We start from the raw sequence: 14,247 nt of genomic DNA on the forward strand, positions 1-14,247 counted from the left end.
CGGTTGAGCGCAAGTCAGCTCTTTGCGGCAGTCGGCGACGACGTGCCAAGGGGGTGAGTTGTGGAGTCGAAGAACATCAGGTTGTGTCTGCGCTGCGGGGGAAGACAAGGCAGGTGTCGCCGCAGCCCAACACCGCCAGCACGACCACGTCGTCGATGTTGGTCACCGCAAATCTTGCCCGCGCGCTCCACAACACCGCGGCCTTGCTCGGCGTCATACCGATCGCGGAACATCAGCTGGCCAGCATACGGATGACGCGAACTCGGCTTTGGCGGCGATGCTCGTGAAGGACTCGGCGAGGGCGACGACCCCGCGTTGGCAAGAAGTTCCGGTATGCGCGGAGACGGTGATCTTGCCAAGGAACCACCCCGCTCCGGCTTCCGCGACATCCCCGGCCGACCGATGCTCTGGGGCCGGTGCGCGGGTGACGGCTAGGTCCGTGAACAGGTCACCGGCCTCAGCGAGCCGGGCCAGTGTCCATGGTGAAGGGCAAGCCCGCCGGCCCCGACCCTGATCTACGGCATCGCCAGGCGGAAGGCGAGCCCGCGCAGGCTCTGGCCCGCGGCACGGCCGCCGGGTGGGCGGGCCAGCAGCGCGGCGACCGCCGACCGGGTGTGCGCGTTGCGCTGGATCCGTTGTGGGGCAGCGGATTCTGCGAGCAGGAGGTGGCGCAGGGCGTCCTGTTCGCGGCCGTGCACCGCGCTCAGGGACACGCCGAGCACGTTGTGCGTGACTGCCCGGCACATCGGTCCGGGATCGGCTGCGGCGAGCACGGCCGGGCCCCGGGCGCACACCTCATCGGCGCGGCCGAGCAGTGCCAGCACCTCGAGCTGGTTGGTGCCCAGGTGGGCAGGGCCGAAGGGCAGCCCCGCGGTGGCCCGGCCCATCCCGGTGGCGTGCCGGGCGGCCGTGGCCAGACCCTGCCGCGCGCCGGTGGCGTCCCCGGCGCCGGCCAGGGCGAACGCGGTGAGCAGGTGCGTGGCGCCGGCCAGTTGGTGTGCCTGGGCGCCGGTGATCCGGCGGTCGCCAAGCAGGTCGTGCACGGCCGTCAGCTCCCGGTGCCCGGCCGCAGGCCGTCCGGAGCGCAGCTCGATCCGGGCGCGCCAGTAGCCGCGCTGGGCCAGCAGCAGCGGGTCGTCCCGCGCGTCGAGGTGCGGGCAGGCACGTTCGAGCGCGAGCCGGGCGAGATCGGTCAGGCCGAGTCCGAGCAGCACCGGCACCGCGGCCCCGAGATAGACCTGCGCCAGCATCCGCCGGGTGTGTGCCCGGTCCGGACCGGCCGCGAGGTGGCTGTGCAGCCGGGCGAGCAGGCCGGGCAGGAGGTCGAGCACCGCCTCGTAGTCGCAGCGGTCGGCCAGCGCGGCGGCCGCGCGCACCGCTGGGGCCAGCGCCACGCGGTCGGCGTGCGGCGCTGGTTCGGCCGGCCCGGCCACCAGGAACACCCGCAGCGCGCCCAGCAGCGCCGGGATGGGCACGCTGGCCGGCGGCCAGCCCGGCCACCCGGTCAGCTCGGCCGGGGACACCGCCAGCGCCGTGGCCAGGCTCAGGATGTGCGCCCGGCGGTCGAGCAGCCGCTGGCCGTTCTCCACCATGGACAGGAAGGCCACCGACAACCCGGTGCGCAGGGCGGTCTCGCGCAGGCTCAGCCCGCGCATCCGGCGGCAGGACCGCACCCGGCCGCCCACCAGAACCGGTTCGGTCCCCTGCGTCGAGCGCACGGTCACCATGGTGGCGGCGGTGTCCTGGTTGTCCAGCCCCAGCTTTTCACTTTTCCGATCAGCGTCGACCAAGACCCGCGGTCTCCTAGGGTGCGGTGTGGACCTGGGCAGGCGGATCCGGTGGCATCGGCTGCGGCGAGGTCTGAGCGTGCGTGCGCTCGCCGGTCTGGCCGGGCTGTCCCCGGGCTTCGTGTCCATGGTGGAGACCGGGGAACGCGCACTCGACCGCTGGACCCACCTGGCCGCCATCGCCCGGGTGCTGGAAATTCCCGCGGCGGATCTGCTGCCGGGACCGCAGGCGCCGGAGGTGGATCCGGGATTGCGCGCGGTGCTGCCGTTCCTGCGCGCGGCCATCGAGGACGGCGCGGCCCCGCGGCCGGGCACCCCGCCCCCGCCGGTGGCCGCCAGCCGGGTGGCGGTGATCGTCGGCCTGGTCGATGCCGGTGCGCACCAGCGGGCGGCGGTGCTGCTCCCGGCCGCGCTGACCGGATTGCACCACCAGGCAAGGCGGGACCGGCTCAGCCGAAGACTGCTGGCCCACCTCTACTGCACCGCCTGCGTACCGCTGCTGGTGGCAGCTGGCTGTCCCGACCTGGCCGGGCTGGCGCTGCACCGGGCCGAGCAGGCCGTTGCCGAGTTCGACGACCCCGTGCACGCCGCGGAGCTGGTGTTCTGGCGGGCATGGGCGTTGCGCGGCTGCGGTGGCGAACCGGTGATGCTGGCACCGACCACGGCCGCGGCCGAGGGGTTGCGGCTGCGGACCAGCCGGGAGCTGCTGACCTACGCCCGCCTGCACAAGCGGCTCGCCTACGCCCACGCCCACCTCGGCGCCGAGGCGGCGGCCATCGCGCACTTCCAGGAGGCCCAGCAGGCCGCCGGGCGGTGCGCCGACCGCGCCGCCCTGGGCGGGCCACCCCGGGGGATGGACGCGGGCGCGCTGGCCGTCGACCAGGTCAAGCTGCGCTACGAGATGGGCCGCTACGACGAGGCGATCGCGGCCGCGGCGCCCCTGCTCGGCCAGGTGCGGCTGCTACCGCCGTGGCAGCACACCCTGCAGGTCGTGCTGCTGGCCGCGCTGGTGGCGCAGGGGCAGGCCCCCCGCGCCGTGCGCCACCTGCTGCGCGGGGCCCCGCCGGTCAGCACCGCCAAGGCCGTCGAAGCCCTGGGCGCACTGCCACCGGGGACGGTGCACGAGCTCGCCCTGCGCCTGGGGGTCCAGCTGTGAGCGCCTCGGTGAGGGGGTGCGGTGGCCCGCACCCCCTCTGCTGGCTCACGGGACCGGCAGGTCGTCCTGCACGGCCACCGTCCACCGCTGACCGGTCTGCCCGGTGGCGCTCTCCCGCAAGGTCAACGCGGCGTTCATGCCCATCTCCGAGGTGCCGGCCACCAGCCTGCTGGCCACGTGCTGCAGCACCACGTGGTCACCGGAGCTGGTGAGCCGCCACTGCTGCCACGGCTGCTCGTTCCGGCCCCACTGGATCAGCGGGGCGCCGGAACTGGAGTCGTTGCCGTTCTCCAGCGCCTTGCCGCTGGCCCCGTTGGTGATCCACGCCTGGGACGCGTCGCGGTACTCCAGCCGCCACTGCTGCCTGCTCGCCCCCGGTTCCGCTGTCCGCTGGTAGATCAGCGCCTTGTCCGCCGGATCGCCGTTGTTGTCGATGACCTTGCCGGTGTCGACGTTGGTGAAGGTCAGCGGACGCCCGGCCAGGGCCCGGTGCCCGGAGAGCAGGCTGAGCAGCCACAGCTGGGAGGCATCACCGGTGGCACTGGCCTGCACCAGGTAGGCGCCCTCGTGCGTGCTGTCGTAGACGCCCTGCACCACCTTCCCGCTGTCCACGTTGACCAACGAGTACCCCGGCTTCTTCGGGACCTGCCGCAACCGCCATTTCTGCCAGGGCTTGCCGTTCTTGGGCCACTGGATCAGCCGGGTGCGCTCGCCCGAGCTCTTGGCGTTCTCCACGACCTTGCCGGTGAGGGTGTTGACCAGGTAGTAGGAGCTGTCACCGGCGTTCTCCAGCCGCCAGGCCGAGCGGGAGGACCACTGGAAGCTGTCCATGGTCAGGTGATCGCCGTCCTGGTCGCTGCCGTCGGTGGAGGCGACCATCGTGGTGCCGACGTTGATCAGGTTGGCCACCGCACCGGCGTAGGTCGGCACGGTGTCGATGAACTGGGGCAGCCACTTCTGCGAGTCCTTCCCCGACTTGCTCCGTTGCACCACGGGATCGTCCCCCGTACCGCCCAGGCTGTCGGCCACCTTCCCGCTGGCGGCGTTGACCAGGTGGTAGGCGCCGTCACCGGCCTCCTCCAGCCGCCACTTCTGCCAGTTCTCGCTGTTCCCGGACCACTGGAACAGCACCACGTCCTCGCCGGAGTCGTTGCCGTTCTCCACCGCCTTGCCGCTGGCGGCGTTGACCAGGTTGACCAGTCCGCCACCGGCGTCGGCCAGCCGCCACTGCTGCCGGGCGGCGCCGGTGGCGGCCAGCTGCCGGATCGGGGCCCGGTCATCGGCGCTGCCGCCGTTGTCCAGGAACCGCCCGGTGGCCTTGTTGACCCAGGAGACCACGGCACCGGCCCACCGCGGCGCCGGGCACTCCGGCTCGGCCGCCCTGGCCGGTCCGGACGGGTGGCAGGCGTAGGCCAGGATGCCCAGCAGCGCGGCCACGTTGGCCACCTGTCGGTACTGGATGCCGTCGATGAGCACCGGCGGCTCGAGCCTGCCGTTCACCGCGCCGCGCACCCGGGTCGAGAGCGGGTCCCAGGAGTTCTCCAGGTCCACCACCGCGGCTGAGGCGTGCACGTCGGTGTACTGGTCCAGGCTGGTGGTGATGAAGGCCTCGATCTCCCGGAAGCGAGCGGCTTCGGAGACCATCTGGATCAGCGTGAGCAGGTAGCCGGCGATCTCGTTCTGGTTGACCGCGCCGTTGGGGTGCACCGGGCGGGGGTTGTGCAGGATGTGGTGCAGGCGGTTGGGCCCGAGGGCGATTTCCTGGCGGCTGCGCTCCGCGGCGTGCTCCAGCGAGCCGTAGTTGCCGTCGAAGGCCAGGTTCACCGTTTCGTCGGCCTCGGGCACCGCCGGCATCGGCTCGCCCTCCTGCAGGCGGTAGTAGGTGGTTCGGCGGGTGCGGGCGTCGAAGGCGGTGTAGCCGACGAGGTAGGCGTTCTGCAGGCGCATGAACAACGTCACCGCGTAGCCCTCGTCCTCGATGCGCAGGCGCAGGAAGCCGGGTGCTTGTCCTGGTTCCGGGATGCTTAGGATCCGCGTGGGCTCACCGTCCGCGGCCTGCACCACCACCGGCGCGCCACCGCGGCCGAGCCGCTCGCGGATGTCCTGGATGAAGGTGGTGTAGTTCTCGGCCCGGAACGTGCCCCATTCCGGGTCCCAGGACAGCGTGAAGTCGGGATCGGGCACCGCTTGTGGGCTCGCCCCGGCGGGCACGGGCGCGGCAAGCAGGCCAACGCAGGCCGCCAGCAGCGCGAGCAGTAGTCGGACGGAGGCTGGTCTTCGGATCATCGCAGCACCTCGGCATTCCGTGTGAGGAGGACTGGAACGACCCGAAGCTAGGGGCGTTTCGCGCCACGGCGTTCACAGCCGTGAACCAAGCTGACATCCTCCGACGCAACGGCACTTTCTTCCGCCCGCTCAGGAGGCTGCCTTACCACCTCGCGCGTTCAGCCGATGTCACGGCGCTGGAAGGCGGTCACCGCAACGGTCAGCAGCAGGACGCAGCCTCCGGTGAGGGCGAGCAGGCCCAGCAACACCTCTCCGGTCCAGCCCACCTCCAGCGGCTGGGCGCCGAATGCCCAGTGGAACGGGCTCAGCAGGCCGAGCAGGTCGGTCTCCACCAGCGGTGCCAGGCCGCTGAGCAGGAAGCCGCCGAGCGCGACCCCGATGCCCACGCCCAAGGCGAGGCCGGAGGAGCCGCTGGCCGCGCCCACGGCGAGGGTGAGCAGCCCGTGCAGCACACCCAGCAGGGCCAGGGCGACTGTGCCCGCCAGCAGCCGGCTGACCGGGATGTCCAGGCCGGTGGGTTCGCGCAGGGCCACCAGCACCACGCCGACCGCCCCGGACAACAGGGCCACCTCGGTGAGCACGGCCAGCACGTGCGCGGCGAGCACCTGCGGCCGGCGGACCGGACCGGCCAGCGACATCGCCAGCACGCCGGAGCGCTCGAAGGCGCACGGCAGGGCGCCCGCGCCGATCGCGGTGATCATGACCGGCAGCGGGGCAATCTTGGTGAAGATCTGCGAGGAGACATAGCCGGCCGGGGTGACCACGTCCGCGCCGAAGAAGGCGGTCAGCTGCGGGGGCAGCACGGCGGTGAGCGCGCCGAGCTGGTCGCGCAGCGAGGGGTACATCGCCAGGGCGAGCGCGCACATCGCGATCGCACCGGCAGTCAGGCCGAGCACGGTGTGGCGGCGTTCACTCACCGCCCGGCGGAACAGCTCTGCGGTCGTGGCGTTCACCGGGGCACCTCCGCCGCGGGGCCGTAGTAGCGCAGGAAAACATCCTCGAGCTCGGTCTCCGGGGTGCGCAGGGCCAGCACGCGGTGCCCGCCGAGCGCGTGGATGACCTCGGTGACCGCTCCCTGCACGGCGAAGCGGACCTCCGCGCCGTCCTGGTCCACCTGGGAGACCGAGGGCAGGGCGCGGATCCGGTCGGTGAAGGCGATCGCCTCGGTGTGCTCGGCGAAGCTGACCTCGAAGCGGTGGACCGCGCGTTCGAGCAGCACGTCGGTGCGCGCGCAGGCGACCAGGCGACCCGCGCGCATGATGGCCACCCGGTCGGCGACCCGTTCCACCTCCGGCAAGGTGTGCGAGGAGAGCAGCACGCCGGTGCCGCTCGACCGGAGCTCGTCGACGATGGTGTGGAACTCCTTCTGCACCAACGGGTCCAGCCCGCTGATCGGCTCGTCCAGCACGGCCAGCCGGGGGGAGTGGGCCAGCGCGGCGATGATGCCGATCTTGCGCTTGTTGCCCGAGGACAGCGTGCGCAGCGGGCGGTCCAGCTCGACGTCCAGCCGCTCGGCCAGCTCGCGTGTCCTGGCCTCGTGCTTGCCGGGCGTGACCTGGCGGAGCGCGCGGAGGTGGTCGAGGTTGGCCAGGCCGGTGAGCTTGGGGTGCAGTGCGAACTCCGCGGGGAGGAAACCCACGTTGTGATGCGCGTGCGGCCCCTGCGACCAGGCGTCGTAGCCGAGCACGCTGGCTCGGCCGGCCGTGGGCCTGGCCAGTCCCAGCAGCATGCGGATCGTGGTGGTCTTGCCCGCGCCGTTGGGGCCGAGGAAACCCAGGACCTCACCGGGCGCGAGTTCGAGGTCCAGGTCCTCGACCGCGGTCAACGCGCCGAAGCGTTTGGTCAGTTGCTGTGTGCGCACCAGAGCGTCGCTCATGGCATACCCGCCCGCCTTCGTCCGTCACTACGGTCGTCTCCGGGCGGAGAGGACCGTGCCGACCAGACTTCCCGGCGCACCGCTGGCTACTTTGCCCTATGTGGATGTCCGCGGACAATCGGTGCTCATTCCAGAGCGCGGAGCATCTCCTTCTCCAGCACCGGGGACAGCGTGGTCATGACGCTGGCCGTGGTGTGGTTGTGGTCCATGTACACCAGCACGTTGGGCCTCACCGGCCGGCCGCGCCGGTCTGAGCAATCTTGACGCCGTCTTGACGGTAGAACTCTCGACCGCCGACTGAACAAGTGTTTAGCATGCTGTTCATGCGTTCAGTCGACGATCTCACGGCGCGGGCCCGGATCCGGGATGCCGCGCTGGCCCGCTTCGGCGACGACGGCGTGGCGGGCACCAGCGTGCGCGCGGTGGCCGCTGATGCCGGGGTCTCACCCGCGTTGGTGTTGCACCACTTCGGTTCCAAGGACGGCTTGCGGCAGGCCTGCGACGAGCACGTGCTCGCCCGCATCCGCGTCGGCGGCGAGGACGCCGAGCCGTCCGAACTCGGCGCGCTCGCGGAGCTGCTGGAGTCGGCGACTCCGGTCCGCCGCTACCTCGGTCGCGCCCTGCTGGACGGTTCACCCGCCGCCGCCACCGTGTTCACCGAGATCGTCGAGCGCACCGAGCGGTGGCTGGCCGACGGGCAGGCGCAGGGCTGGGTGCGGCCGACCGAGGACTCGCGGGCGCGGGCGGTGACCTACGTGTCCTGGCTGCTGGCGCCGCTGGTGCTGGGTGAGCAGGTGGGCAGGCTGCTCGGCGGTGACGTGGCCGAGACCGAGACCTCGGTGCGCGGTGCGCGGGCCGGGCTGGAGATGTTGACCCATGGGCTGTTCGCCGACGACCGGTGGCTGACGGCGTTCACCTCGGTGGCCCGGCAGGATCGCAGCCGGTGAAGGTGTTCCTGGTCACCCACGGCACCCGGGGCGACGTGCAGCCCTTCCTCGCCCTGGCGGTCGCGTTGCGCGCCGCCGGGCACCAGGCGCGACTGGCCGCTCCGGCGTCCTTTGCCGCACAGGCGGCCGAGCACGAGGTGGACTTCGCGCCGCTGGACGAGGGGCCGAACCGGCTGCTGGACGATCCGGCGGCGCGGGAAGCCATCGAGACCGGCTACCGGGGCGTGCGGGGCAAGATCAGCGCGTTGCGGACCCTGCGCCGGATCAAGCCGCTGATGTCGGCGGTACTGCGTGATCTGGGCCGGGCCGCGTGGCGGGAGGCCGATGTGGTGGTGCACTCGCCGTCGCTGCCCGCCCAGCACCTAGCCGAGCTGCTGGGCGTGCCCGCCGTGCTGGCGACCCTGCAACCCGGCTGGGTGCCCACCGCGCTGTTCCCGTGCCCGATGGTGCCGCTGCCCCGGCTGCCCGAATCCTTGAACCGGGCCACCTACCTGGCGGTCTCGGGCACACTGCGCGCGCACGCCGGGGTGGCCAACGCCTGGCGCACCGGAGAGCTGGGCCTGCCCGTGCGGCGCGGCGGACACGACGTGCTGCACGAGGCCGACGGAGCGGATCGCCTTGTCCTGCAAGCGTTCAGCCCGCACGTGACGCTGATCGACCCGGCCTGGCCGGAGTCGGTGCGCACCACCGGGTTCTGGTACCTGCCCGCCGCCGCCTCCTGGTCACCGCCGCCACGGCTGAGCCAGTTCCTCGTCGACGGTCCGCCGCCGGTCTATATCGGCTTCGGCAGCATGGCCGGTCAGGCCCGGCGCACCGGGTCGATCGTGGCCGAGGCGGTGCGCCGGGCCGGGGTCCGCGCGGTGCTGGCCACCGGTTGGGGTGGCATCGCCGCCGTGGAGGACTCGCCCGAGGTGCTGGTGATCGAGGCGGCGCCGCACGACTGGCTGTTCCCGCGGATGAGCGCGGTGGTGCACCACGGCGGCGCCGGGACCACGGGGGCGGCGCTGGCCGCCGGTCGGCCGCAGGTGGTGTGCCCGTTCGTGGCCGACCAGCCGCACTGGGCGCAGCGGATGCACGCCGTCGGCGTAGCCCCGGCCCCGGTGCCCCAGCAGCGGCTCACCGCCGAGCGTCTGGCCACCGCAATCACCGCGGCGGTCCAGAACGGGGACCTGGCCCGGCGGGCCGGGGAGCTCGGCCGGGTGGTCCGCGCCGAGGACGGGGTCACCGCGGCGGTGCGGACACTCGAGGAACACCTTGCCGGCGAAGGGAAGTAGGGGAGTGCACAATGGACATAGCAGGAGCGGTCGCCGGCGCGTTCCGGATGGATGAGGATAGCTGGCGGCGGCACGCGAACCCGTGGAGCGTGTGGACCCGGTTCGCGGCCCTCCCGCTGATGCTGCTGGCGATCTGGAGCCGGGTGTGGATCGGTTGGTGGTGTCTGCTCCCGATCGTCGCCGTGGTCATCTGGCTGTTCGTCAACCCCTCGGCCTTCCCGCCCGTGGAACACCCGCGGTCCTGGGCGGCCAAGGGGATCTACGGGGAGCGCGCGTGGGTGCACGAGCGCGATCAGCTGGCCCCGGAGCACCGCAGGGTGCTGCGGTTCTTGGTCGTCGCCGGCCTGTGCGGGTTCGGGCTGATCGCCTGGGGCCTGATCGCCCTGCAGGTGTGGCCGACGGTGTTCGGCACCACCGTGCTGATCATGGCTCAGCTGTGGCGCATCGACCGCTTCGTCCAGCTGTGGGAGAACTCCGCCCACTGACTCACCTGCCCGCCAGGTCCGTCAGCACGCGCAGCACCCGCGCGGCCCCGTCCTCGGCGCGCACCCGCTCGCCGAGGACGCGCGCCCGGTCACGGTAGCCGGGTTCGTCGACGGCCTGGCGGATCCGCTCGGCCAGCGCGGTCGCGGTCAGGCGCTTGAACGGCACCACACCGGGGCTGACTCCCAGCCGGGCCAGCCTGCCCGCCCAGAACGGCTGGTCGAAGGCGACCGGCACCGGCACCGTGGGCACCCCGGCGCGCAGCGCAGCGCCGGTGGTGCCCGCCCCGGCGTGCTGCACCAGCGCGGCCATCCGGGGGAACAGCCAGTCGTGCGGGGTGTCGCCGATGGTCAGCACATCGTCCCCGGCCGCGGTCAACCCGGCCCAGCCCGCCTGCACGACCGCGCGGACCCCGGCCTGGCGAGTGGCCGCCAGCACGATCTCGGACAGCCGCTGGCCCTCGCCGGAAGCCATGCTGCCCAGTCCGATGAACACCGGCGGCGCACCGGCGGCGAGGAAGTCGGCCAGCTCGGGGGAGGGCCGCCAGTCCGGCGGGGTCGGCTGCGACCAGTAGCCCGTGACCTCCGCGCCCGGACGCCAGTCCGCCGGGCGCGGCACGATGAGTGGGCTGTAGCCGTGCAGGATCGGCCACCGCTCATCGGCGAGCATCGAGCGCCGGACCCGCCCGATGCCCACTGGTGGCAGATCGATCTCCCGGCAGAACCGCTTGAAGTCGGCGTCGAACGGGGTAGGCGCGAACAGCGCCGGCTTGTGCAGGTTCCGGTTGCCCCAGCGGCCGAAGGAACGGTCGCCGAACAGGGGCAACGGGAACTCGCCGGTCGGCACGCTCGGCCACAACTCCATGCCCACCGTGGGAATCCCCAGCGCCTGACCGGCCAGGTAGCCGTGCATCATCGGCGCCCGCGCCAGCAACAGCACCTCCGCGCCCGCCGCCGCGGCGAGCACCGCCTGGCCCATGCCGATCATGAACCGCTTGCCCAGCCTGAGCTGGGCCGGGATCGCCCGCAGCGTGGCACCCGCCTTGGTCCAGCGCTGGCCGTCAGCGGAGGCCATGTCGGCCTTCATGTCCCCCGGCAGCGGCCGGAACGCAAGTCCCGCGCCGGTGGCCAGCTCCGCCGAGGACTGCTGGGTGGCCACGGTGACCTCGTGCCCGGCCGCGCGCAGCCGGACCCCCAAGCCGACAAAGGGTGCGACATCGCCACGCGTGCCGACGGTCATGATCACAACTCGCATCAGGTCCTCCACAGGTGCGGGGCGCGGAGGACGGCGCCCTCCGCGGGTCAGGTGTCAGGCACCTGGCCGGGCGGGTCGGTGACGTAGCGGAGGTAGGAGTCGAGCAGGCGGCGCTCGGTGAGCAGCCCGTCGGTGTAGATCTCCAGCGCGGGCAACGTGATCGTCTCCGACAGCGCCCGCACCGACTCGACCAGCCCGGCGTCCCCCGGCGGGTTCAGACGCAGGTGGACCAGCAGCGCGCCGACGTTCTGCAGCACCAGCAACCGCGCCCGCGCCGCTGGATCCCGGCTGGGCCGCACCTGGCCCTGCGCCTCGGCGTGGTCGAGGTGCCGCCGGACATCGGCGATCATGTCCGCCAGGAACGCCGTGGCCAGCTCGCCACCGGCGAGCAGCGCCTGCACGACGTAGGCGACGAGGGCCGCCTCGCGCGCCGCGGTGAGCCCGCCGAGGAAGTCCGCGGGACTCCGGCCGGTGATCGCCGGGGTGTCTCTGACCGACCGCAGCACATGCTCGTCGCACGCCGCGCGCAGCCCGTCCTTGGATCCGAAGTAGTGGATCACCAGAGCCGGGCTGACGCCCGCGGCGGTGGCGATGGACCGGACGGAAGCGCCGAAGCCCTGCGCGCCGAAACAGCCCACCGCGGCGTCCCGGATCCGCTCGACCACTGCGGCCCGCTCCCGCTCCGCCTCCGCCTCGTCCACGGAGACCAGGTTAAACACGTGTTCAACGAGTTGGCAAGTGTCCAGGCCGGGCACGCGGTCCCCGGGCCGCGCGCGATTTGGCCGCAGACAGCACCGGCCCACTGAGGAACAGGACGGTCAGCCGTTTGCCGGTGCCACCGACGAGAACCGGGCCGAGGACGATCTCGCGCGGCACCGGCAGCATGACCGGCCGGGTCAGCGCGATGGTCTGCCTGCCGTCCGCCGGATCGTCGAACCGGATGGTGAGGGTGCGGCTCCGGACGATGTCCGCTCGGCCCGGCCGCCAGCCCCTCCGCCGGAGGGCGCGTGCGCGGCGGCGCCACCGGCCGTACCCAATCGCCCCGGCCACGGACAGGGAAGGGCCCAGCACGAAGGCGACGACAATCGGGATGAAGGCCCAGAAGGGGTCGTTGGGCACGCCGGGGGCACCGATTCGTTCCGGGTCGTCGCGGTCGTAGAACACGGTGATCTCATCGCCCGGGTTCAGGACGGGGCTGCCGTCGTTGAGGTTCATCGAGCGCACCCGTTCGGCCCCATCGACGGCGAACCGCACCTCGATGGAGTCCGGCACGCCTCTGACGAACCCCTGGCGCACTTGGACCACGACGCCCGGCACGCGCACGCCGGTCGCCTCCAGGCCGGCGGCCCGGTCCTCCAGCACCGTGGCACCGGTCATGAAGCCGACGACCAGTGCCAGGCCGGACAGCAGCATCAGGCCACCCCGCAGTCGCAGCCGCCGGACCGCGCGGGTCGCCACCTCCGGCCGCACCCGGTACTCCGACGGCCTGATGAGGTCGTCCAGACCGCGAATCGCGACGGTGTGCAGCCGCAGCCGCCGGATGTCGCTGAGGTCAGCCTCGATCACGCTGGCCCCTGGACACCAGTTCCCGCCGCAGGACCCAGGCCAGTGCGGTGGCGAAGACGACGGCTCCCACGGCGTCCAGCCAGTGGTTCGCGATGCTGCCATCCAGGAAGAGCGCCGCCCAGCCCAGCACGGCGACGCAACGAGCACCCCGGTGCCGGGACGGGATCAACGCCAGGCTGAGCATCACCACCAGGCCCAGCAACAGCACGATCGGCGCCGGAGTCATCGGTCCGCTGCCGCTGGTGCGGTGGTCTCGGTGTGGCCGGTGGGCAGGGTGTCGGGTGGTTCGATCCGCAGTGCCCTGGCCACCGGCACGTCGGTGGAGGAGTGCAGCACGATCGAGAGCGCGATGGTGATGGCCACCAGGTCGAAAACATGTTCCCCGGCCGGGATTCCGGCCTGTAGGGCGAGCAGGCCGTAGATGACCGAGGCGAAGCCCTTGGGGCCGAACCAGGCCGCGGCACTGCGTTCCCTGGCCGGCAGCGGGGTGCGCAGCAGCGAGAGCAGCATGGCCGCGGGCCGCACCAGCAGGATCGCCAGCACCGCCACCGCCCAGTCGCCCACGCTCAGGTGGGAGATGCGTTCCGGGGTGATCAGCGCGCCGAAGACCAGCAGCGCGGCGAACTTGGTGATTTCCGAGAGCAGGTCGCCGAGCGGTTCGAATCGTTCCGCCGCAAGGTGATCCAGGGTGGCCAGGGTCGCCCCGGCGGCGAAGGCGGCCAGGTAGGCGTTGGCGTGGGTGAGGTGGCAGACGGCGAAGACGATCACCCCGGCGGCCAGCGGGCCCAGGGCGTGCAGGCGGGGTTCGGCGGTGAGCAGGCGCAGCCGCCAGGCCAGGGCGATCACCGCGGGCACCGCCACGCCGATGGCCAGGCCCAGCCCCAGTTCCAGGCCGATGGTGGCCCAGTTGGCCTCCCGGTTGGCCGCGGTGGCCAGGAAGATCAGCACGAAGGGCAGCGCGAGGCCGTCGTTGAGCCCGGACTCGACGTTGAGCAGGCGGCGCAGGCGCAGCGGGACGTCGGTGCGGCCGACGATGGCCGAGGCGAAGACCGGGTCGGTGGGGGAGAGGATCGCGCCGAGCAGCAACGCCGTGGGCCAGTCCAGTCCGGCCAGGTAGTGCGCGGGCACCGCGATGCCGATCATGGTCAGCGGCATGCCAAGGCCGAGGGCGCGACCGGAGAGGCGCCAGCCTTCACGGAGTGCGCGCAGGTTGGCCCGGCCGCCGTCGGTGAACAGCACGGTGAACAGGGCGATGTCGGCCAGCACGGTGACCATGGGTGAGTTCGGTGCGATCTGGACCCAGCCGAGCCCGCCCTGGCCGAGCAGGGCTCCGGCGAGCAGGAACAGCAGGGCGGTGGACAGGATCGTGCGCGCGGCGACCCCGGAGAGGGACACGCTGATCAACAGGACCACACCGAAGGCGAGCACCAGCGCCATGCGGAAACCCCAGTCTCCTTGATCCGCCATCCCGTTGTCGGGGGCGGATGCCGACCAGACTTCCCGGCGCACCGCGCGCAAAGATGCCGTAAGCGCGCCCGAAGGGCAAACCGGTTCGCCCGATCGGATCGCGCCCGCATCCGCCGGAGCGCATCCACTGCGGCGCCGAAACCGTCCGGTT

The 14,247-nt window shown here is 72.5% G+C and carries 13 protein-coding genes; 4 read left to right on the forward strand and 9 right to left on the reverse strand.

What is annotated here, in order from left to right; genetic code table 11:
- Positions 1-515 precede the first annotated feature (515 nt).
- Positions 516-1,718: a helix-turn-helix domain-containing protein gene (locus N8J89_RS16335; RefSeq protein ID WP_283665199.1), complete on the reverse strand. Its 1,203-nt coding sequence runs from the start codon at positions 1,716-1,718 to the stop codon at positions 516-518.
- A 7-nt stretch (positions 1,719-1,725) separates the two neighbouring features.
- On the opposite strand from N8J89_RS16335, the gene N8J89_RS16340 reads away from it, so the two are divergent.
- Positions 1,726-2,943, forward strand: a complete 1,218-nt coding sequence (locus N8J89_RS16340) for a helix-turn-helix domain-containing protein (RefSeq protein WP_283665200.1) — start codon at positions 1,726-1,728, stop codon at positions 2,941-2,943.
- 45 nt (positions 2,944-2,988) lie between these two features.
- Here N8J89_RS16340 and N8J89_RS16345 read toward each other — a convergent pair whose 3' ends face one another.
- The 3 genes from N8J89_RS16345 to N8J89_RS16355 form a co-directional block, all read right to left on the reverse strand.
- Positions 2,989-5,229 carry an RICIN domain-containing protein gene (locus tag N8J89_RS16345; protein WP_283665201.1) on the reverse strand — a complete coding sequence of 747 codons (2,241 nt, stop codon included), beginning with the start codon at positions 5,227-5,229 and terminating at the stop codon, positions 2,989-2,991.
- A 158-nt stretch (positions 5,230-5,387) separates the two neighbouring features.
- The gene (locus N8J89_RS16350; protein ID WP_283665202.1) at positions 5,388-6,182 is read right to left on the reverse strand and encodes a hypothetical protein; all 795 of its coding nucleotides are present in this window, start codon (positions 6,180-6,182) and stop codon (positions 5,388-5,390) included.
- The gene (locus N8J89_RS16355) at positions 6,179-7,090 is read right to left on the reverse strand and encodes an ABC transporter ATP-binding protein (protein ID WP_283665203.1); all 912 of its coding nucleotides are present in this window, start codon (positions 7,088-7,090) and stop codon (positions 6,179-6,181) included. Before N8J89_RS16355 ends, N8J89_RS16350 begins: the two co-directional genes overlap by 4 nt.
- 338 nt (positions 7,091-7,428) lie before the next feature.
- Here N8J89_RS16355 and N8J89_RS16360 point away from each other — a divergent pair, with 338 nt between their 5' ends.
- Genes N8J89_RS16360 through N8J89_RS16370 form a run of 3 tightly spaced genes read left to right on the forward strand, consistent with a single transcriptional unit; the run spans position 7,429 to position 9,811 of the window.
- A complete protein-coding gene (locus N8J89_RS16360; protein WP_283665204.1) occupies positions 7,429-8,052 on the forward strand; it encodes a TetR/AcrR family transcriptional regulator in 624 nt (207 codons plus the stop codon).
- A complete protein-coding gene (locus N8J89_RS16365; RefSeq protein ID WP_283665205.1) occupies positions 8,049-9,326 on the forward strand; it encodes a nucleotide disphospho-sugar-binding domain-containing protein in 1,278 nt (425 codons plus the stop codon). The genes N8J89_RS16360 and N8J89_RS16365 overlap by 4 nt, the downstream gene beginning before the upstream one ends.
- Positions 9,327-9,337: 11 nt before the next feature.
- Positions 9,338-9,811 (forward strand): DUF6653 family protein, encoded by a 474-nt coding sequence (locus N8J89_RS16370; protein WP_283665206.1) that lies wholly within the window; start codon positions 9,338-9,340, stop codon positions 9,809-9,811.
- 1 nt (position 9,812) lies between these two features.
- Here the strand turns inward: N8J89_RS16370 and N8J89_RS16375 are convergent, their stop codons facing one another.
- From N8J89_RS16375 to N8J89_RS16395, 5 genes are read right to left on the reverse strand one after another with little or no spacing between them, the layout of a single operon-like run.
- Positions 9,813-11,063 carry a glycosyltransferase gene (locus tag N8J89_RS16375; RefSeq protein ID WP_283665207.1) on the reverse strand — a complete coding sequence of 417 codons (1,251 nt, stop codon included), beginning with the start codon at positions 11,061-11,063 and terminating at the stop codon, positions 9,813-9,815.
- A gap of 47 nt (positions 11,064-11,110) precedes the next feature.
- Positions 11,111-11,764 carry a TetR/AcrR family transcriptional regulator gene (locus N8J89_RS16380; protein ID WP_283665208.1) on the reverse strand — a complete coding sequence of 218 codons (654 nt, stop codon included), beginning with the start codon at positions 11,762-11,764 and terminating at the stop codon, positions 11,111-11,113.
- Between the two features lie 22 nt (positions 11,765-11,786).
- Complete coding sequence (locus N8J89_RS16385; protein ID WP_283665209.1) at positions 11,787-12,629, reverse strand: DUF3592 domain-containing protein; 843 nt, start codon at positions 12,627-12,629, stop codon at positions 11,787-11,789.
- Positions 12,616-12,855: a hypothetical protein gene (locus N8J89_RS16390; RefSeq protein ID WP_283665210.1), complete on the reverse strand. Its 240-nt coding sequence runs from the start codon at positions 12,853-12,855 to the stop codon at positions 12,616-12,618. Before N8J89_RS16390 ends, N8J89_RS16385 begins: the two co-directional genes overlap by 14 nt.
- Positions 12,852-14,066, reverse strand: a complete 1,215-nt coding sequence (locus N8J89_RS16395; protein WP_283665211.1) for a cation:proton antiporter — start codon at positions 14,064-14,066, stop codon at positions 12,852-12,854. Before N8J89_RS16395 ends, N8J89_RS16390 begins: the two co-directional genes overlap by 4 nt.
- Positions 14,067-14,247: the final 181 nt, after the last annotated feature.

It is taken from the genome of Crossiella sp. CA-258035, assembly GCF_030064675.1.
In the GTDB taxonomy this organism is placed as follows: Bacteria; Actinomycetota; Actinomycetes; order Mycobacteriales; family Pseudonocardiaceae; genus Crossiella.

Coding starts and splice junctions, on each gene's coding strand:
- N8J89_RS16395 (WP_283665211.1), bottom strand. CDS start 14,066: ATGGCGCTGGTGCTCGCCTTCGGTGTGGTCCTGTTGATCAGCGTGTCC.
- N8J89_RS16370 (WP_283665206.1), top strand. CDS start 9,338: ATGGACATAGCAGGAGCGGTCGCCGGCGCGTTCCGGATGGATGAGGAT.
- N8J89_RS16390 (WP_283665210.1), bottom strand. CDS start 12,855: ATGACTCCGGCGCCGATCGTGCTGTTGCTGGGCCTGGTGGTGATGCTC.
- N8J89_RS16375 (WP_283665207.1), bottom strand. CDS start 11,063: ATGCGAGTTGTGATCATGACCGTCGGCACGCGTGGCGATGTCGCACCC.
- N8J89_RS16360 (WP_283665204.1), top strand. CDS start 7,429: ATGCGTTCAGTCGACGATCTCACGGCGCGGGCCCGGATCCGGGATGCC.
- N8J89_RS16345 (WP_283665201.1), bottom strand. CDS start 5,229: ATGATCCGAAGACCAGCCTCCGTCCGACTACTGCTCGCGCTGCTGGCG.
- N8J89_RS16340 (WP_283665200.1), top strand. CDS start 1,726: ATGGTGGCGGCGGTGTCCTGGTTGTCCAGCCCCAGCTTTTCACTTTTC.